Source organism: Devosia sp. Leaf64, from assembly GCF_001421945.1.
GTDB lineage: Bacteria > Pseudomonadota > Alphaproteobacteria > Rhizobiales > Devosiaceae > Devosia.
The window spans coordinates 82993-101975 of sequence record NZ_LMLO01000007.1 but is presented as its reverse complement, the minus strand read 5'-3'; the positions used below and the strand labels follow the sequence as shown (position 1 = coordinate 101975).

At 60.9% G+C, this 18983-nt stretch carries 19 protein-coding genes; 8 read left to right on the top strand and 11 right to left on the bottom strand.

Annotated features, from left to right (window positions below; translation table 11 throughout):
* Positions 1-2: 2 nt before the first annotated feature.
* The 5 genes from ASE94_RS05390 to ASE94_RS05365 form a co-directional block, all read right to left on the bottom strand.
* Entirely contained in the window at positions 3-569 is a 567-nt protein-coding gene (locus ASE94_RS05390; protein ID WP_061908155.1) for a CarD family transcriptional regulator, read from the bottom strand.
* Positions 570-906: 337 nt separating this feature from the next.
* The gene (fdxA, locus tag ASE94_RS05385) at positions 907-1245 is read right to left on the bottom strand and encodes a ferredoxin FdxA (RefSeq protein ID WP_061908156.1); all 339 of its coding nucleotides are present in this window, start codon (positions 1243-1245) and stop codon (positions 907-909) included.
* 169 nt (positions 1246-1414) lie between these two features.
* Positions 1415-1819: an RNA-binding S4 domain-containing protein gene (locus tag ASE94_RS05380; protein ID WP_062629520.1), complete on the bottom strand. Its 405-nt coding sequence runs from the start codon at positions 1817-1819 to the stop codon at positions 1415-1417.
* 3 nt (positions 1820-1822) lie between these two features.
* Positions 1823-4825 (bottom strand): helicase-related protein, encoded by a 3003-nt coding sequence (locus ASE94_RS05375; RefSeq protein ID WP_062629519.1) that lies wholly within the window; start codon positions 4823-4825, stop codon positions 1823-1825.
* Between the two features lie 885 nt (positions 4826-5710).
* Positions 5711-6484: a DUF3108 domain-containing protein gene (locus ASE94_RS05365; RefSeq protein ID WP_062629517.1), complete on the bottom strand. Its 774-nt coding sequence runs from the start codon at positions 6482-6484 to the stop codon at positions 5711-5713.
* A 235-nt stretch (positions 6485-6719) separates the two neighbouring features.
* On the opposite strand from ASE94_RS05365, the gene rpmB reads away from it, so the two are divergent.
* Together rpmB and ASE94_RS05355 are read left to right on the top strand one after the other, a co-directional pair.
* A complete protein-coding gene (gene rpmB / locus ASE94_RS05360; RefSeq protein ID WP_061908160.1) occupies positions 6720-7004 on the top strand; it encodes a 50S ribosomal protein L28 in 285 nt (94 codons plus the stop codon).
* A 122-nt stretch (positions 7005-7126) separates the two neighbouring features.
* Positions 7127-7822: a queuosine precursor transporter gene (locus tag ASE94_RS05355; protein WP_062629516.1), complete on the top strand. Its 696-nt coding sequence runs from the start codon at positions 7127-7129 to the stop codon at positions 7820-7822.
* On the opposite strand, the gene ASE94_RS05350 is transcribed toward ASE94_RS05355, so the two are convergent.
* From ASE94_RS05350 to ASE94_RS21630, 5 genes are all read right to left on the bottom strand, one after another.
* Complete coding sequence (locus tag ASE94_RS05350) at positions 7819-8532, bottom strand: hypothetical protein (protein WP_062629515.1); 714 nt, start codon at positions 8530-8532, stop codon at positions 7819-7821. The genes ASE94_RS05355 and ASE94_RS05350 overlap by 4 nt on opposite strands.
* 71 nt (positions 8533-8603) lie before the next feature.
* Positions 8604-9581 (bottom strand): murein L,D-transpeptidase family protein, encoded by a 978-nt coding sequence (locus tag ASE94_RS21240; RefSeq protein ID WP_200913597.1) that lies wholly within the window; start codon positions 9579-9581, stop codon positions 8604-8606.
* A gap of 198 nt (positions 9582-9779) precedes the next feature.
* Positions 9780-10733, bottom strand: coding sequence for an acetyl-CoA carboxylase carboxyltransferase subunit alpha (locus tag ASE94_RS05340; protein ID WP_062629514.1), 954 nt, complete (start codon positions 10731-10733; stop codon positions 9780-9782).
* A gap of 139 nt (positions 10734-10872) precedes the next feature.
* Positions 10873-11778 (bottom strand): site-specific tyrosine recombinase XerD, encoded by a 906-nt coding sequence (locus ASE94_RS05335; RefSeq protein ID WP_062629513.1) that lies wholly within the window; start codon positions 11776-11778, stop codon positions 10873-10875.
* Positions 11775-11993, bottom strand: coding sequence for a hypothetical protein (locus ASE94_RS21630; RefSeq protein ID WP_320408915.1), 219 nt, complete (start codon positions 11991-11993; stop codon positions 11775-11777). Before ASE94_RS21630 ends, ASE94_RS05335 begins: the two co-directional genes overlap by 4 nt.
* Before the next feature lie 130 nt (positions 11994-12123).
* Here ASE94_RS21630 and ASE94_RS05325 point away from each other — a divergent pair, with 130 nt between their 5' ends.
* Together ASE94_RS05325 and aroB are read left to right on the top strand one after the other, a co-directional pair.
* Positions 12124-12699: a shikimate kinase gene (locus tag ASE94_RS05325; RefSeq protein ID WP_062629512.1), complete on the top strand. Its 576-nt coding sequence runs from the start codon at positions 12124-12126 to the stop codon at positions 12697-12699.
* Between the two features lie 14 nt (positions 12700-12713).
* A complete protein-coding gene (gene aroB / locus ASE94_RS05320) occupies positions 12714-13829 on the top strand; it encodes a 3-dehydroquinate synthase (RefSeq protein ID WP_062629511.1) in 1116 nt (371 codons plus the stop codon).
* On the opposite strand, the gene ASE94_RS05315 is transcribed toward aroB, so the two are convergent.
* Complete coding sequence (locus ASE94_RS05315; protein ID WP_062629510.1) at positions 13826-14086, bottom strand: BolA family protein; 261 nt, start codon at positions 14084-14086, stop codon at positions 13826-13828. The two genes, aroB and ASE94_RS05315, sit on opposite strands and share 4 nt — an antisense overlap.
* Positions 14087-14163: 77 nt before the next feature.
* Here ASE94_RS05315 and ASE94_RS05310 point away from each other — a divergent pair, with 77 nt between their 5' ends.
* From ASE94_RS05310 to ASE94_RS05295, 4 genes are all read left to right on the top strand, one after another.
* The gene (locus ASE94_RS05310; protein ID WP_062629509.1) at positions 14164-14790 is read left to right on the top strand and encodes a J domain-containing protein; all 627 of its coding nucleotides are present in this window, start codon (positions 14164-14166) and stop codon (positions 14788-14790) included.
* A gap of 135 nt (positions 14791-14925) precedes the next feature.
* Complete coding sequence (gene cobS / locus ASE94_RS05305; protein ID WP_062629508.1) at positions 14926-15909, top strand: cobaltochelatase subunit CobS; 984 nt, start codon at positions 14926-14928, stop codon at positions 15907-15909.
* Positions 15910-16072: 163 nt separating this feature from the next.
* Entirely contained in the window at positions 16073-17962 is a 1890-nt protein-coding gene (gene cobT, locus ASE94_RS05300) for a cobaltochelatase subunit CobT (protein ID WP_062629507.1), read from the top strand.
* A complete protein-coding gene (locus ASE94_RS05295; protein ID WP_062629506.1) occupies positions 17959-18951 on the top strand; it encodes an esterase-like activity of phytase family protein in 993 nt (330 codons plus the stop codon). Before cobT ends, ASE94_RS05295 begins: the two co-directional genes overlap by 4 nt.
* Positions 18952-18983: the final 32 nt, after the last annotated feature.

Here is an 18983-nt window from a genome sequence, read left to right as displayed (position 1 = left end):
GCTTACGCGGCTTCTTCGTCGCTTTCGCTCTCGGCCGCATCGGCCTTGGTGCGCTTCGGGCTCTTGGCGAGCTGCTTTTCGATGAGCTGCACGGCTTCGGTCAGCGTCAGCTTGTTGACCGAGCTGATTTCGCGGCTCATGCGATCCATGGCCTGCTCGAAGAGCTGGCGTTCGGAATAGCTCTGCTCTGGCTGGTCGTCGGAGCGATAGAGATCGCGCACGACTTCCGAGATGGCGATCAGATCGCCCGAATTGATCTTTGCTTCGTATTCCTGGGCGCGGCGCGACCACATGGTGCGCTTGACGCGAGCACGGCCGGTGACGGTGTGCAGGGCGTTGTTGACTTCGTCTTCCTCGGCAAGCTTGCGCATACCGACGGACTTGATTTTGGCAACGGGAACGCGAAGGGTCAGCTTGTCCTGTTCGAAGCTGATGACGAACAGTTCGAGCGTGAGGCCAGCGACCTCCTGCTCTTCGATGTTGACGATCAAGCCAACACCGTGGGCCGGATAGACGACATACTCACCCGTCTTGAACCCGAGCCGCTGCTGAGACTTCTTGGCTACCATAAGCTGGAACTCCTTGTTGACGCCCCAGAATGGCCAGTTCCTCGCGGAAAAGACTGTCCATCCACACTACTGCCCCCAAAAGGGGCCTTATAGCAGTACGAGCACCCACAGGCTTCGGTTCCGCTTTGTTCCGAAGCGCCATGCAACAGGAGATGTTGTGTCAAAAAAATCGTGCCCTAAGGCACGCTCTGGGTGAAGGGCTTAACTGCATTTGGTGGGACCATAGCACAAAAAATCAGCAAAATCAAAAGGAACGAATCGCCAGCACTGGCGTTCGCTGAACTTTGATTTTGTGCGACGATTCAATGTCGAATCGAGACGCGTCCGATAGTTAGCCTCAATCGCCTTCGCCGGCCGTCTCGGAAAAGTACTTTTCGAGCTTGCCTTCTTCGCCATCGCGTTCCTTGGCCTCGGGCAGCTCATCGCGACGCTCGGTCAGGTTGGGCCAGACGCTCGAATACTTCCGGTTCAGTTCAAGCCAGTTGTCGAGACCGCTTTCGGTATCGGGCTTGATGGCTTCGGCAGGACATTCCGGTTCGCAGACGCCGCAATCGATGCATTCATCGGGATGAATGACCAACATGTTCTCGCCCTCGTAGAAACAGTCGACCGGACAGACTTCCACGCAATCGGTGTATTTGCAGGCGATGCAATTGTCAGTGACGATATAGGTCATAGAAAGGGCAGTCCTTGGCGGTCATCGCGGCCGGGGCGGGCCAGGCGACAGTCTCAACGGCTTTGGTGCTAAACTTTTTTGGGCGGGCCTGCAAGCATCGAACCGGCCGCAAAAGCCCACCTCATACCCGCAAGCACCGCACACCTTACGACATTTGCGCGCGGATGGTTCACTCGTCCTCGGTGCGTAGTGCATCGGTCTCGCGGCGCTCTTTCTTGGTCGGCCGTCCGGCTCCGGACGGGCGCTCGGCAATCGCGGCCTCGAATGCGCTCCGCTCCTGCCGCGGTGGTTGAGCGGGGGACATATCTTCGTAAAGCCCCTGCGCTTCAGTCGCCGGGCCGCGTCGCGTCCCGGGATCGAGCACGCGCCAGACCACAATCCGTCCATGCAGCGACATGGTCAGCACATCGCCCGCGCCGATCTTGTGATCGCTGCGATCGGTTCGCTCGGAATTGACGCGAATGGCGCCGGTCTCGATGATTTTTTGAGCCAGGGTGCGCGATTTGACGGCGCGCGAGAAAAACAGGAACCGGTCGAGCCGCTCCTTGCGGAGAGGTTCGCCCGGCCCTGTCAAATCTTACTCCGACTTGCCGCGCAGGGCGGCAAGGGCTGCGAAGGGGCTATCGGGATCGAAAGCGACCTTGCGTTCTTCGCGCTGCGGACGACGTTCGGGACGCTCAACCTTTTCGGGGCGCGGCCGCTCGTCGTTACGCGGTCGGGTATTGGCTGGGCGGGCCTGCGGACGCGCATTGGCAACTTCGCCCTCGGGACGACGCGGGCCCTTGGGACGCGAGCGATCCGGACGGCCGCGGCCTTCAGGCTTGGCTTCGCCGCCCTCGGCAGCTTCAGGCCGGCGGTTGCCAGGCTTGCGGCCATTGTGATTGTTGTCGTTGTGACGACGCCCACCGGGGAACCAGATCTCGTCGAATTCCGGTTCAGCCGGCGCTGCAGTTTCCGAAGCCTTGGCTTCGTCGATCACGCCCTCTTCCGCAGTCGGCGTCGCGTCGAGGACCGGCTCAGCGGCCACTTCAGCAACCGGAACGTCTTCTGCGGGCGCATCGAGGGCGGCAGCATTATCGTCCAGCACTGCCTCAAGCGCCGGAGCCTCCGCACCGATTTCGGCGACCGGTGCCGGTGCGGCAGACTTTGGCGTGCGCCGAACGCGATAGCCGAGCGACGTCAGGATCGAGGCAAAATCCTCGCCCGAGCAACCGAGAAGGCTCGTCATTTCGACGGTGACGCGGAAACCATTGCCTTCGGCAGCGCCGGCTGGCGGCTCGCCTTGGAAGCGGATGGGATCGATGGCAATCAGCGGCCGGATAATGTCGGCGAGACGCTCGAGAATATCGATACGAACGGCTCGCTTACCGGCCACCTTGAAGCCGGCAATCTCGTAAAGCCGCGGATCGACTTCGGGATCGACGAGGAAAGAGGTCCGGCCCGAGAGGACGATATGGGGGATATCGGTGACGCCGGGCTGGCGCACGCCACCATTTTTCAGCGCAAACAGGATCAGCGCGAGTTCGCGCGGCGCTGGCTTCAGCGAGAGCGGCACATAGATATGATAGGCGCCGAATTTGATACCAAGCTTGCGCATCTTGCCGCGCACGTCCTGGTCGAGATTTTTGACATCGTCGGAGACCTGCCCGCGCGGCAGGAGACCAAGATGCTCGAAAAGCTGGAAGGCAATGCCACGCGCCGCCCCTTCAAGATCGGCTGGCGCTTCGAGCGCCATGACCTGCTCCAGCGTCGTATTGACGTGGTGGCGCAGCCAGAGGCCCAGGCGATCCTGAACGCGTTCGAGATCGGTGCCGGTCAGCGATTCGTCGGCAAGGATCAGGATCCGCGGACGATAAAGGCTGTCGCCCTCGACGAGTTCAGCCACGAGATCGCCGCGCCAGCGCAGGCGTCCATCGGTGGCCAGAACGAATTCTTCGTTGGGCGCGCCCGCCAGACGGTCGGCGCGATTGCGGATCTCTGGAGCGACGACCTGATCCGCGGCACTGCGCGTGCCCTTGGCGTCAAGTTCGCCATCCATCCGCGCCAAAGTGAAGCGGAAGCCTTCAAGCGTGCCGAGAAGATGGCCCTCAAGCCTCACTTCGCCGCGCTCATTGATCTCGGGAGATACCATACGTTTGTCTTTCAGATGGCGGAGCAGCACGCTGGTGCGCCGGTCGACGAATCTCTGGGTGAGACGCTCATGGAGCGCATCACTCAGGCGATCTTCAATCTCTCGGGTCTTTTCGCGCCAATGTGATGGGTCTGCAAGCCAGTTTTTGCGGTTGGCGACGAAGGTCCACGTCCGGATTTGCTTGATCCGATGACTAAGTGTCTCGATGTCGCCCTCTGCATTGTCGCAAAAGCGCACCTGCTCGGCAATCCAGTCTGCGTTGACCGATCCATTTTGCCTCAAATCCGAAAAGATCCGCGTGACGATCTCGCCGTGGGCTGCTGGCGAAATCCCCTGATAGTCAGGGGTCTGACAACATTCCCAAAGGAGTTTGACCGCTTCGTGGCCGCGCGCCAGCCCACCAGCCTCGTTACGCGAGAGGAATTCCAGGGCGAGCTGATCGGTCGCAATCGGCACCCGCGTCAGGGTTTTGTCGTCGGGCGTTCGCTCTAGGCTGGAGCGCAACCGATCGATGGACGAAAAATCCAGCACGGAATTGCGCCATTGCAAAACCTTGATCGGCTCGAAATCGTGTGTTTCGAGCTGCACCACCAGTTCTTGGTCGAATGCGTCGGTGCCGCCCGTCACCCCAAAGGTGCCGTTGCGCTTGTGCCGCCCCGCTCGGCCCGCGATCTGGCCCATCTCGGCCGGTGTCAGCGGCCGGCTCTGGCGGCCGTCGAATTTCATGTCATCGGCAAAGGCGACATGATGGATATCGAGATTGAGCCCCATGCCGATGGCATCGGTGGCGACCAGAAAGTCGACATCGCCATTCTGATAGAGCTCGACCTGGGCGTTGCGCGTGCGGGGGCTCAGAGCCCCCATCACCACTGCCGCCCCGCCCCGCTCGCGGCGGATCAATTCGGCGATGGCATAAACCTGCCGCGCAGAGAACGCGACGATGGCGCTGCGGCTTGGCTGGCGTGAGATCTTTTTCGATCCCGCATACATCAACTGCGAAAACCGCGGCCGCTCGATGATCTCGGCATGCGGCAACAGCTTGCGGATGACGCTCGCCATCGTTCCCGAGCCGAGCAGCAGCGTTTCATGAAACCCGCGCGCCTTAAGGATGCGATCGGTAAAAATATGCCCGCGGTCAAAATCGGTCGCCGTCTGGATCTCATCGACTGCAACGCAATCGACATGGATATCCATGGGCATGGCTTCGACGGTCGCCACCCAATAGCGCGGTTTTGGCGGCACGATTCGCTCTTCGCCCGTCACCAGCGCCACGGCCTGTTCGCCGACGCGTTCGACGACGCGCGCATAGACTTCGCGCGCCAATAGACGCAGCGGCAGGCCGATCATCCCCGTGGGATGAGCCAGCATGCGCTCGATGGCAAAATGGGTCTTGCCGGTATTGGTTGGGCCCAAAATGGCCTTGACCGACTGGGAGGATGCGAAAGTCATTGAGCAACAATGTAGGGTGCGCAAATGCCTATGGCGAGGGGCAGCACGCATTGTCCCACAAAAGCACGGTTTTTGTGATCAAGCGGCGAGGCGTTAAGCTTTGGAACGCAGCGGAAACGAACAGGGACAGAATCGGCGCAGTTCAGTAAATCCGCTTTTGTTCACGGCGATGGGTGGTGGTGAGAATCGCTCGAAGCACACAAGTGTCGTTGGATGGTCTGTGTCCGCGCCCCTATAACGCCATCTGGGCTTCATCTTGATTGCTAAAGCGTAAATTTCGGCGAAATCGGGCCGTTTCGTAACGAACTAGAAATGCCAGGACGCTCAAATTATTTGCGGAGTTAAGAGCTTTGTCTTGGCCTGCTGGCGGCGTTGAACCGTGAAATTCATACCTTTTCGTTTGACGTCCCATTCTGGGTCGCCGAGCCTGTGAGAAATCTTGCGACCAAGGCGCGCGTACAACTAGGCTCTTTGAAGAATATCGATCGCATCCCAGTTGCGACGCTAAAAATAAGCTTTGTCCCAAAGCGGGGCACTTTGCTTCTCCCGGCTTTGGCTCCTTAACATCTGGACCACACCGGGAACGAACAGGGTCAGAATCACGATCGAGGTTGAGATACCCGGTTTGTTCTACGCTATGGCTGGTAGGCCTATGGGCAAGGCTCTACCGTTAGACCTCCTGGAAGCCGCTAACCGCTTTCTTGGCCTTCACGTCCATGACCAAACCCCTAATTTCAAGGTGTAGCCCGGCTTTCCGATCAGTTCGTTACCGCAAACAAAAAGGGCGCCGAAGCGCCCTTAACAATCTTGCCCTGCAAATCCGGGCGAAAAATCAGCAAAATTGAGAAAAAACCTTTTGACCGTCCCAAGCCGGGACGGAGGGCCTCAGCTCTCGGCTTTGACCAGCACCATCGAGAGGTCACCCATCGAGGTGCCGAGCAGCACGCGATAAGGAATAAAGTATCCCGTTTCGCCGAGCGGCATGTACCAGATGAGAATGCGGCTCTCGTCGGCCAGGTAATTGGTGATCTCGTTGCTCTCATAATGGCCCGAAATCGGCTCATAATCGATCGAGCAGAGCACGACCGGCCCCTGATACCCCGTCCGCGGTGACGTCGCGTCGTCGGTATCGACGAAGCTCATGTCGAGGTTGAAGCGTTCGACGCCGGTAAAGATGCGCATGCGCCGATCGCAAACCGATTTGTCGAGCGCCCCGCCCTTGAGGACAAAGGCCGAAACGAAATCGCCCACACCCGTCAGATGTCCCCGCTCGACGGGAACGCGATCGAAATCCCCTACCGGCGGATCGACCTTGAAGGACGTGACGTTCTGACCCGAGAAGCCGACATCGACATTGAATTTTTCGCCATTGGCCCGGGTTTCGAGCGCAAAGCTTTCCGAGCGCAGCGTTGAGCCCGAGGAATTGCCCTTGGCGGTGATATTGGCCGTGCCGCTCGCCACCACTGCGCCAAGCCCGGCCACATTGGCTTTGACATCGAGCGTATAGGCGCTGCCCGTGTCATCGAGGTCCACACGCATCATGGCGACATTGATGCCGCCAAGCGTAAGGACGTAGCTGGCGCTGGCGTCGACTGGAGAGGCCTGGACCTGAGTAAGGCCAAGAACAAGGGCTAGGGAAGCAAGACTGGTTCGGATCAAGATAAAGGTCTCGGCTCGTGCAAAAGGCGGGCATCGGGCCCTTCGCGAATCACGATAAGAGGCCAAAGTGCCGGGCTCTTGTGGTACTGGCAAGGCACTCGCGGGTCTTTGAGCCCTGCCCGACCTTGACGCGCCAAGCCATTTTCTCTAAGACGCCCGCAGATTTCATCACAATCGAGGCCCGTTGCGGGATTCCCCGCCACGCAGGACCTTTACACAAATAGGAATTCTGAACATGGCACGTCGCTGCGAACTGACCGGCAAGGGCGTTATGGTGGGTAACACCGTTTCGCACGCTCTCAACCGTCACCGTCGTCGTTTCCTCCCCAACCTGATCAACGTGACGCTGATCTCGGACGCTCTGCAGCGCCCGGTCAAGCTGCGCATCTCTGCCGCTGCCCTGCGCTCGGTTGAGCACCGCGGTGGTCTCGACGCCTTCCTCGTCAAGCAGGACGACGCCGACCTGTCCCCGCTCGCTCTCGGCATCAAGAAGGAAGTGCGCGCCGCTCTCGCCGGCTAATCGCATTCTTCTCAAGATTTCAGCCGCGCGTGCCAAAAGCCGCGCGGCTTTTCTTTTTATATAAGCTTCATCAATGCCACGCCGGTCTTCTGCCGGAGAGTGGCTCTCAGAGGTGCATTCTGATGCTGTCTCGTTTCCTTGGCGCTGTCGCGGCCATGGTCGTGGTCGTTGCCGCGTCCAACGTTCTTGTGCTCTATCCCTTTCAGGTACAGCTTGGCGGCATAAACCTCGCCGATCTTTTGACCTGGGGCGCTTTCACCTTCCCCTTCGCCTTTCTGATCACCGACCTGACCAATCGCTATGATGGTCCGCGCAATGCCCGTCTCGTCGTGCTCGTGGGCTTCCTCGTCGGCCTCGCGCTCTCATTCTATTTGAGCTTCCATCCGCTACCTTGGAATGCAGGCGGCGCTTCAGCCACCACCCAGCGCATCGCGCTCGCCTCGGCCGCAGCGTTCGTTACCGGCCAACTGCTCGATATCAGCATCTTCTCACGGCTCCGCGCCGTGCGGGCCTGGTTCCTGCCCCCGCTCGTCGCCTCGCTGTTTGGCTCGCTGATCGACACCACGATCTTCTTTACAGTCGCATTCGCGCCTTTCCTTGCCGGCATCGATGCGCTGTTCGGGCTGCAGGATGGCTCGCTGGCCTTCCCCGCGCCCTTCCTCGGGATTGGCCCCGAAGTGCCGCTCTGGATTTCGCTCGCGGCAGGCGACTTCATGGTGAAGTTCCTCGCAGCACTCGTGCTGCTCGCGCCCTACCGCGCCCTCATGGGCCGGCTAAAGCCGCTTCCGCCGCTCGGCAATGTGGCGGCTCTGCGCTAACAGGTTACGCGGATCTCGGCGAAGCCGGTCTCGGCTTCGTTACCGCCCGAGGTAACGGCCAACATGCAGGCGGTCCCGTTGAGCGGCACATTGCCGCCAGAGGGAACGGTCGTGCCATCGGTCAGCGAGATATAGCCATTGTTGACGTTCATCACCGTGATGGTCGCGTCGGTCCCACAGACGGGATAGCTATCGCCCGAAGCGACGAGCAGCCGCATGCCTGATGGCAGGCAATCGCCGTCGCTCTCGGCCGAAACCGTCGGCCCTGAAATCGATGGCAAGGCGGCAGGCTGAGTACCGGCCGCAGCGCCGTTGCCAGCGCGCCAATTCTGTTCGAGCACCGCCAGGCGATTTTCGATGGCTGCAAGACTGGTGTCACTGCTCGTCGGCGCCACAGCGGCAGCGCTGGCTTGCGGGCTGCTACGCTGGGCATAAAGATCAAGGCTCAAGCGCACTTGCGCCATCTCGGTCGAGATCCGCAAAACTTCCCGGCGCATTTCGGTATAGGTCCAGGCAGTTGTCGCGAGGGCAGCAACACCAACGATGGCGGCAACGCCGGCTAGAAGCGATCCCGGCCTTAGCCGCCATTTGCGCCGCGGCGCCTTGCGGGGCGCGGAGAGGCCAAGCTTTTCGCGTGCACCAACCCGCATATCGGCAGTTACGCCACCAACGGTCGTCTCGTCCCGATCCTGGCTCGGCTTGTCATCCACGCAGCATGCTCCCGGCCAATCGACGTCGCGATTGGCCTTTCATCCAACTGGGGCCGAACTAAGGACCACAACTATTGCGCTGGCGTTGCGGCCACTATCGGCGCCGGTGCCTGCTGGCCGCCGGTAAACACCGAACCGATCCCGGAAAAGAAGCCCGATACCGCTGCGCCACGATCCTTGATGGCCGCCTCGGTCGCCGCCTGGCGGGTGATGGCGTTCCCGGCATCGGCCAGGGCTTTATCATCAGCTGCCTTTCGGGCCGCAACCTGAGCGTCCGGCACGGTGGGCGGGCAAAGGGCCGCGGCATCCAATGGTCCCGCTGCAACAGGATTGAAGATATAGCGGTTCTCACACACGTCCCAAGCTGGCGGCGTCTTGTTGAGATCAAAGAGGTCATAGCCCTCCTTGATATTGCGCCAGAAGGCGAGGTGCTGATTGGACGCGAACTGGGCAAGGTTCGCCGTCGTCATCCGAAAGGGATAGATCTGCACCTGGAAGGAGGAATTGCCACCCTTAAAGCTCTCGCGCGCCAAGGCATAGATTTCCGCCATGCCACCATCCGTCATCGCATAGCACCCCACCGACTTGCAGTCGCCATGCACCATCAGGTTGGAGCCGCTGCGGCCATTGGCGCGGTCGAACTTGTTCGGAAAGCCCGTGTTGAAGGCGAGAAAATAGGCCGACTTCGGGTTCATGAGGCCGGGCGTGATCGTATAGAACCCTTCCGGGCTCTGATAGTCGCCTTCCCTGAACTTGGGACCGAGATCGCCCGAAAAGGCGCAGATATTGTAGGTCTTGAACAGCTTGAACTGCCCCGAATTGGTGTGCTTCCACACCTCGAGCACGGCCTCTTTCTTGAAGATGCGCACGACCATGCCTTCGCCGGGCGACGATCCAATGTCGTGAAGCGCCTTCACCATGGCCGGAGCCAGCGGGATATTGTGGCGGTTGTCCCCGCCCTTGACGAAGTTGGAACAGGCAGCAAGGCCCACACCCAGCCAGGCGAGAATGATGATGGCGGCGAGGCGATGAAAGAAGGTGGCAGTCACTTAACAAGGCCCAAATAACGGCTCCACACGGGAGCAATGGTTAGCGCAGCATGAGCGGGCTGAGTGAACGAAGCCTTATCACGCTCCCGATCTCGGGGAAAAGCGGCGGTTTTTCACGCAATAGTGTGTGTGGGATGTCGGCATAAGAAAAAGGCTCCCGCATGCGGGAGCCTGTTCGTTGAACGCAGATCCAAAGACCTAGAGATTGGTGCCGATCGCGAGGAATTTTTCGCGCCGCTGCTCGCGCGTTTCGAGCCGTGACTTGCCGGCGAAATCACCGAGGAAAGAGCTGAGCGCGCGGCGGGTCGCGTCCATCACCTGACCATGGTGGCGATGCGCGCCGCCGGTTGGCTCGGGAATGATGCCGTCGATCACCTTGAAGCCCAAGAGGTCCTGTGCCGTGATCTTCTGCGCTGTTGCCATGTCCTGCGCGCGGGCGGCATCGCGGAAGAGGATGGATGCGCCGGCTTCGGGCGAAATCACCGAATAGATCGAATTTTCGAGCATCAGCACGCGATTGGCCGTCGCAATGGCGATAGCGCCACCCGAACCACCTTCGCCGATGATGATGGCAATGTTCGGCACACCGAGTTCGAGACCCTTTTCGGTCGAGCGCGCAATCGCCTCGGCCTGGCCGCGCTCTTCGGCGCCGATGCCGGGATAGGCGCCGGCGGTGTCGACAAAGGAAATCACCGGAATGTTGAATCGGTCGGCCATATCCATGATGCGGACGGCCTTGCGATAGCCTTCCGGGTTAGCCATGCCGAAATTATGCTTGAGGCGCGTTTCGGTGGAATTGCCCTTTTCCTGGCCGATCACGGCAACGGATTCGCCATTGAACCGGCCAAAGCCGGCCTGAAGCGCAGCGTCTTCACCAAAGGTCCGGTCGCCGGCCAGCGGCGTCCATTCGGTGATCAACGCGCCGACATAGTCGGAGAAATGCGGCCGCTGCGGATGGCGGGCCACCTGCGTCTTTTGCCAGGGTGTGAGTTTTTTATAGATCTCGACCAGGGCTTCTTCAGCCCGGGCGGAGAGCCGGTTCACTTCCTCATCGATCGACACGGCCTGATCGGACGCGGCCAAGGACTTGAGTTCGGCGATCTTGGCTTCAAGATCGGCAACCGGCTTTTCAAAATCGAGATAAGACTGCATCCCACCCGCCCGTAAGGGTCGTTATTGCCGACCCGGACTATTCCAGGCCCCGGCTCTTGCGCCCTAAAGTGGCCGGAAAGTGGCGATGGTTCAACACCGAGTCAAGTTTTGCGACGGATTTGCCGGGGAAAGCTCAATCTTAGTCGCTAGCGAGCGGGTGATGCGTCTCGACCAGGGTCTTGAGTTTGTCGTCGAGCACATGGGTGTAAATCTGCGTGGTCGAGATGTCCGAGTGCCCAAGCAGCATCTGCACCACCCGCAAATCGGCCCCACCGGCCAGAAGATGACTGGCAAAGGCATGGCGCAAGACGTGCGGCGCGACGCGTGCCGAGGAAATACCGGCCCGCGCCGCAAGTCCCTTGAGATCGCGCGCAAACACCTGACGCGCCAGATGCCCCGATTCTCCCTTGGCCGGGAACAGCCAGGTCCCCGCGGGCAGCGTCTTGACCCAAGCGCGGACGGCATCGCGCGCCCGGTCATTCATCGGTACCACCCGTTCCTTGCGGCCCTTGCCGACCACGGTGATGAACGCTGCTTCCCGCATGACTGCCGAGCGCTTGAGCTCGACCAGCTCGGACACCCGCAGCCCCGTGGCGTACAGCATTTCGAGGAGGCAATAGAGCCGCAGCGCCGCGTTCTGCCCCTCTCCCTCCGCAGTGTTGGCCTCTACCTCGGCCAGAATGAGCAGCTTATCGACCTCGGCGACCGACAAAACTTTGGGCAGTGGCCGCCTGGTCTTGGGGCTAGAGACGATCCGCGTCGGATCGTTGCCCCTGATCCCATCGGCACATAAGAACTTGTGAAACTGGCGCACAGCGGAAAGGTGCCGCGCGCTTGACGAGGCAGACAGTCCCTCTTGCTTGAGAAAATCAAGATAGGCGTTGACCGTCTCGCGAGAAGAGTTTTCGAGTGTCTCTTTCTTCCCCGCGACAAACCCGGCATAGCTCGCCAGATCGCGCCGATAGGCCGCAATCGTATTGGCCGCAGCCCCACGCTCGGCGCTCATCATTTCGAGAAAAGCGCCGATCAGGTGGCTGCCGCTCATTGCGCGGGTGCCGGGCTCGGCGTGCTCGTCACATTGGGTGTCGGTAGACCCGCAGGGCGCGTCGGCGCACTCTCACCCAACAGGTCCTGCGTCGAGAGGCGCAGGGTGACAGCCTTGGGCGTCGGTTCCACGAATGAGACAAGCGCGAACATGCCCGCATAGACGAGGCCCACGAGAAAAACGATCGTGATCAGGAGGCGAAACAGTGTCGGCATGGCAGTCCAGTCGGCGTTTGAGAGCAAACCTTGACACAGAAAGGTTTCCATCCGGTAGGTGAAATCGCGTCGCGCTTGACATAGGTGAGTGAGATCGCTTCAAGCGACATGAAGTCGGAGGGCGCCTGGCGTGAGCAAATCGGACACCACCGCGCGCTCTGCGCGCGCCAAGGCATTGGCCGAGCGTCTCGGCGGCCGTCCGCTTGTGCTCGTCGGGATGATGGGCGCAGGCAAGACCACGGTTGGGCGGCGCATCGCCACCCGTCTCAATCGGCGTTTCATCGATAGCGACGAAGAAATCGAAAAAGCCGCGCAGATGACCATTCCGGAAATTTTCGCGCAGCGCGGGGAGCCCGAATTTCGCGCAGGGGAAACCCGCGTTATATCGCGGCTTCTGAAGGAAGACGGCATCGTCCTCGCAACGGGTGGCGGCGCCTTCGTCAATCTTGAAACTCGGGCCCAGATCAAGTCCGGGGCGGTTTCAGTCTGGCTCAAGGCCGATCTCGATATACTGTTCGAACGGGTCTCGCGCCGCTCCAATCGACCGCTTTTGAAGACCACCGACCCCAAGGCGACGCTGCAAAAGCTGATCGAAGATCGCTATCCCATCTATGCCGAGGCAGACCTGACCGTCCTCAGCCGCGACGTGCCGCAAGACAGCGTCGCCGCCGACGTGATTTCCGCCCTCCTCCATCATCTGCGCTGAAGGTCCGAAAAAAAATGGCCGAAATCACCCATACGGTTCACGTCGCTCTGGGCGAGCGCGCCTATGACATTCTGATCGGCCCCGACCTTCTCGATCATGCCGGCACGATTTTGGCCGAAAAATTTCCCGGCCGCCGCTATGGCATCGTCACCGACACCAATGTCGCCCAAGCACAATTGCCGCGGCTGGTCGCGAGCCTCGATAAAGCCGGCCTCACCCACCAGACCATCACCGTGCCCGCCGGCGAAAGCACCAAGAGTTGGGAGCATCTGCAAACAGTCGTCGAGGGCCTGCTCGCTGCCAAGCTTGAGCGCAATGATCTCGTGATCGCGCTGGGTGGCGGCGTCATCGGCGATCTCGCCGGCTTTGCCGCTTCGATCACCCGCCGCGGCATGGATTTTATCCAGATGCCCACCTCGCTCCTCGCGCAGGTCGATTCCTCGGTCGGCGGCAAGACCGGCATCAATTCGCCCCATGGCAAGAATTTGGTCGGCGCCTTCCACCAGCCCAAGCTCGTGCTGGCTGACCTGTCGACCCTCGACACCCTACCCCCGCGCCAGTTCGCTGCCGGCTATGCCGAAGTCGTCAAATATGGCCTGATCGATGATCCCGAATTCTTTGAGTGGCTTGAGGCGAACCACGCCGATATCTTTTCCGGCGGTCCGGCGCGCGGCGAAGCCATCGCCCGCTGCTGTGCCCACAAGGCCCGCGTCGTCATCGAGGACGAGAAGGAAACCGGCGTCCGTGCCCTCCTCAATCTCGGCCACACCTTTGGGCACGCGCTCGAAAAAGACACTGGCTACTCAGATCGCCTGCTCCATGGCGAGGGCGTCTCGATCGGCATGGTGCTCGCCCATACCTTTTCCAATCGCCTCGGTCTTTCACCAGGTCAGGATTCCGGCCGCGTCTCGGCCCACTTGCAGAAATCGGGCCTGCCCACCACATTGGGCGACATCCCCGGAACGCTCGGCTCGACCGAGACCTTGATGGCCGCCATCGCGCAGGACAAGAAAGTCTCGCGCGGCGCGCTGACTTTCATCCTCACAAGAGGCATTGGTCAGGCTTTCATCGAAAAGAATGTCGATCCTGCCAAGGTTTCGGCATTTTTGGAGGAGATGCGTTCTCCTTAACTTGGCAAAACCTCGATGTTGAGAGCGTGAACCCGCTCCTTGAGTTCGGCATTGAGCACTTCGAACACCGCGCGGTGTTGCGCCACGCGGCTCAAACCGTCAAAGTCGCTGGTCGCGATTCTGACGCGGAAGTGGGTTTCCCCGCCTTCACGCCATCCGGCATGACCCCGATGCTTGTTCGATTCGTCGATCACCTCGAGGTGGGTTGGTGAGAACCGCTCGGTCAGCTTGGTCGTAATGGTGTCCTTCATGGACATTGGCGGTCTCCGCTTTGGGCTTTTGAATGCGCTCCGATGAGCGCCACTATTGAAAACTAGGCATTTAACTAGGTGCTATGAAACAGCAATCCAAGCTTTTCGATGGGATCCGCATCAGACCGCGCCGGGAAGAAAAGCCCGAACCGGCCGAATTCACCTGCGAGTGGGAAGGCTGCGAGGAGGCGGGCGAATATCGTGCGCCCAAGGGTCCGCGCAGCGAAGGGCAGTATCACCATTTCTGCCTCGAACACGTCCGCCACTATAACAAGGCCTTCAATTTCTTCGCCGGCATGAGCCAGGAAGAATTGGACGAAGCGCTAACAACGCCTCCCAAGGCCGAGTCACGTTCAAGCTTTGCGACCGGCAATCCGCAAAACGCCCGCGCTGCCGGCCGCACAGCCAGCACCCGGCCGGGCGACAAATATGGTGATCCCTTCGGCGTCTTCGCCAAATATCGCTATCGCCAGTCCCAGACCCCGGCCGCCGAGCGCGTCAAACCGCTCAACGAGAACGATCGCCGCGCTTTCGAACAGCTTGGCTTTCCCGGCCATGCGAAGTCCGATGACATCAAGCACGCCTATAAGAACCTCGTGAAGACCCACCATCCCGACGTCAATGGCGGCGACCGATCCTCCGAAGAAAAGCTCCGGACGATCATCGCAGCCTATTCTCACCTCAAGAAAATGGGCTTCGTCGTCCGCTGAGCTGATCCAAAAAAGCCGATGTCAGGCGGGATTCCCGCGTGACAGTTTGGCTACCAGCATGTCAGCATTGCTGCTATAGAGCCCATGGCCGATGGGCCTCCCGCCTTTGAAAATCTCTGATCCACGAGTCCTGCCATGACCGATTTCACCAACCAGCCCGACACCGAATACAAGGCCCGGGATCTCTTCGGCATCGATACCGACATGGTGGTCAAAGGCTATGCGGAGCGCTCCGATCACGTGCCGCCGGCCGACCCGGATTACCTCTTCGACCGCAACACGACCCTTGCGATTCTTGCTGGCTTCGCCTTCAATCGCCGCGTCATGGTCCAGGGCTATCACGGCACCGGCAAGTCGACCCATATCGAGCAGGTCGCGGCGCGCCTCAATTGGCCGCTCGTCCGCGTGAATCTCGACAGCCACGTCAGCCGCATCGATCTCGTCGGCAAGGACGCCATCGTCCTCAAGGACGGCAAGCAGATCACCGAATTCCGCGACGGCATCCTGCCTTGGGCCGTGCAGAACAATATCGCCCTCGTCTTCGACGAATACGATGCCGGCCGCCCCGACGTGATGTTCGTGATCCAGCGCGTGCTCGAGCAGTCGGGCCGCCTGACCCTCCTCGACCAGAACCGCGTCATCGTGCCCCATCCCTCGTTCCGCCTGTTCGCCACGACCAACACCATTGGTCTCGGTGATACATCCGGCCTCTACCACGGCACGCAGCAGATCAACCAGGGACAGATGGACCGCTGGAGCATCGTCACGACGCTCAATTATCTGCCGCATGACAAGGAAGTCGGCATCATCCTTGCCAAGAACAAGGTTCTTACTGAGACCGATAAGGGCAAGAAGCTCGCCTCCAACATGGTGCGCCTCGCCGATCTCACCCGCTCGGCCTTCATCAATGGCGACCTCTCGACCGTGATGAGCCCGCGCTCGGTGATCACTTGGGCCGAGAACACCCAGATTTTCGGCGGCGATGTCGGCTTTGCCTTCCGTCTCACCTTCCTCAACAAGTGCGACGAACTCGAACGCCCCGTGGTCGCCGAATTCTACCAGCGCGTCTTCGGCGAAGACCTGCCGGAATCCTCGGCCAACCTCGCGATCACGGCGTAAATATATGGCCCCTCACCCGCCGCTTTGCGGCGACCTCTCCCCCAGAGGGAGAGGTGGGTGGTAGCCAAAGTCGCATAGCGACACCTCTCCTTTTGGGGGAGAGGTCGGCCCCCAGGGCCGGGTGAGGGGGACTTTGCATAAAACGGGCATTACGGATACGACCATGGCAAATCCCCCGCGCAGCAAGCCCAATAAGCCCGATCAAACCCAGGTCTTCAAATCGGCCATGGGTTCGACGGTGCGCGCCATCGGGGGCAAGGCCGATCTCGAAGTCACCTTCACCGCTGACCGGCCTCTGCTGACCTCGGACAAGGCTCGCCTTGCCAATCTGCCGCGCCTGCCCACCAAGCGCGACATTGCCATCGCTCGCGGCCAGGGCGACGCCATGGCCATGCGCCTTGCGAGCCACGACCCCGATGCGCACCGGAAGCGCAGCCCGATGGACCCGCAGGCCCGCGCCGCCTTTGATTCCCTTGAACAAGCGCGGGTCGAATCCCTCGGCGTGATCCGCATGCCCGGCATGGCCGGCAATATCCACGAAATGCTGGAAGACCGGCTGTTTCGCGCCAATTTCGCCGAAGTCGACGATAAGAACGAAGCCCCGCTCGCCGAAGCCCTGGGCCTGATGCTGCGCGAAAAGCTCGCTGGTGTCCCCGTGCCGCCCTCGGGCCACGCGCTGGTCGATCTCTGGCGCCAGGAGATCGATTCCAAGGCCGGCACCTCGATCGACAAGTTGCTGTCGACCTACGAAAGCCAGGAAGATTTTTCGCGCGCGGTGAAGGCCGTTCTGCGCGACCTTAACCTCATTGCCGAAAGCGAATTCGAGGACGGCGACGCCTCGGACGAAGACGAGAGCAACGACAGCCAGCCCGAACAGGCTCAGGGCTCCGACCAGTCGCCCGAACAGGGCGAAGGCGAGAACGAACAGGCCGAATCGGAAGAAGATCAGCAGTCGGGCGAAAGCGAAGAAACCGGCGATGTCGAAGGCATGGAAGCCGACATGGCCGATGTCGACGACGATGCCGAGGCGGAAGCCGGCGAAGACGCGCCCATGCCCCCGCCCGCCAAGGACGGCGGTGAGCGCCTCTCGAACCAGTTCAACTACAAGGTCTTCACCCAGAAATACGACGAGATCGTCAAGGCAGCCGAACTCTGCCCGCCCGACGAGCTCGACCAGTTGCGGGCCCTCCTCGACAAGCAGCTTGAAAATCTCGCCGGCGCAGTCGCCCGTCTTGCCAACAAGCTGCAGCGCCGCCTGATGGCCAAGCAGAACCGCTCCTGGCAGTTCGATCTCGAAGAAGGCCTCCTCGACACCGCGCGCCTGACCCGCGTCGTCACCGATCCGCTGCAGGCTCTCAGCTTCAAGGTCGAGAACGATACCGACTTCCGCGACACGGTCGTGACGCTCCTGATCGACAATTCCGGCTCCATGCGCGGCCGCCCGATCACCATCGCGGCGATCTGCGGCGATATTCTCGCGCGCACGCTCGAACGCTGCGGCGTCAAGGTCGAAATCCTCGGCTTTACGACGCGCGCCTGGAAGGGCGGCAAGAGCCGTGAAGCCTGGCTTGAGGCCAACCGCCCGGCCAATCCCGGCCGCGTCAACGACATCCGCCACATCATCTATAAGGCCGCTGACGAGCCGTGGCGCCATGCCCGTCGTAATCTTGGCCTGATGATGCGAGAAGGGCTCCTCAAGGAAAACATCGACGGCGAAGCGCTCGAATGGGCGCGCAAGCGCCTCATGGCCCGCCCCGAGCAGCGCCGCATCCTGATGGTGATTTCCGACGGCGCCCCGGTCGATGACTCGACGCAGTCGGTCAATGCCGGCAATTATCTCGAAGCGCACCTTCGTCAGGTGATCGAAGACATCGAGACGCGCTCGCCGATCCAGCTCGTCGCCGTTGGCATCGGCCACGACGTCACGCGCTATTATCGCCGCGCGGTGACGCTGCTCGATGCCGAGGAGTTAGCCGGCGCGCTCACCGACGAGCTTGCCGCGCTCTTTGACGAAGAACTCCCGGCACAAGCCCGCAGGCGGCCGCGGGGATGAAGCGGCGGGTCTTTCTAGCGACCTGCTGCTTTGCGCTTCTCGCCTCGCCAAATTATGCTTTGGATGTAATCGTTACCGCCGCTCAAGTGACGCGCTTCAAGGGCGCGTCGCTCGATCAGCCCGTTGACAAACTGATCTTTCGCGGCGGCCTGACCATGCAGTCGCAGGACGATCTCTTCGGTGGCCTTTCCAGCGTCACCATGACCGGTCCCGACCAGAATGTCGCCTTCGTCACCGATCGCGGCCAGTTCGTCTCCGGTAAGCTCGCCTATGACCAAGACGATCGGCTGTTGAGCTTCATCGGCGTCACCATGGACCCGATCCAGAATTCTGCCGGCGAACCCCTACCCCGCCAATTCGCACGTGATGCCGAAGGCATGGATACGGTCTATCGCGATGGCCAGCCCGTCGCTGTTCGCGTCAGCTTCGAAAATCTCACCCGCGTCGCCGATTTCGCCATCACCGATGGCCGTCCTGGCGGTCCTGCCCGCGAAATCGCCATCCCCGATTGGATGACGAAGCTCCGGACCAATCGCTCGCTCGAATCGATCTGCATCGCTCCCGCGACCTCCCCGATCGCGGGCTCGACGCTTCTCCTCACCGAGGAAGCGCTCGACGAAAACGGCAATCATCGCGGCCACTTCCTCGGCCAGAATGACAAGGGCCCGGTGAGCTATTTCAATTCGCCGGTCGTCAACCCGACAGACTGCGCGTTCCTGCCCAATGGCGACCTTCTCGTCCTCGAACGCGGCGTCGCGCTCTTCAGCTTCGTCATGAACCTGCGCCGCGTCCCCGCCGCCGAAGTCCGCCCCGGCAATCTCATGCGCGGCGAACTTTTGCTCTCCGCCGAAGGCGCCGAGATCGACAATATGGAATCGATCCTCGTCCACCAGACCCCCGCCGGCGAAACCCGGATCCTCATCGGCTCAGACAACAATTTCAACGATTGGCAGCGGCAACTGCTGCTGGAATTCGCGCTGCCGGAATAGGGGTCTGCCCACGCCGCACACTGACTGTTACC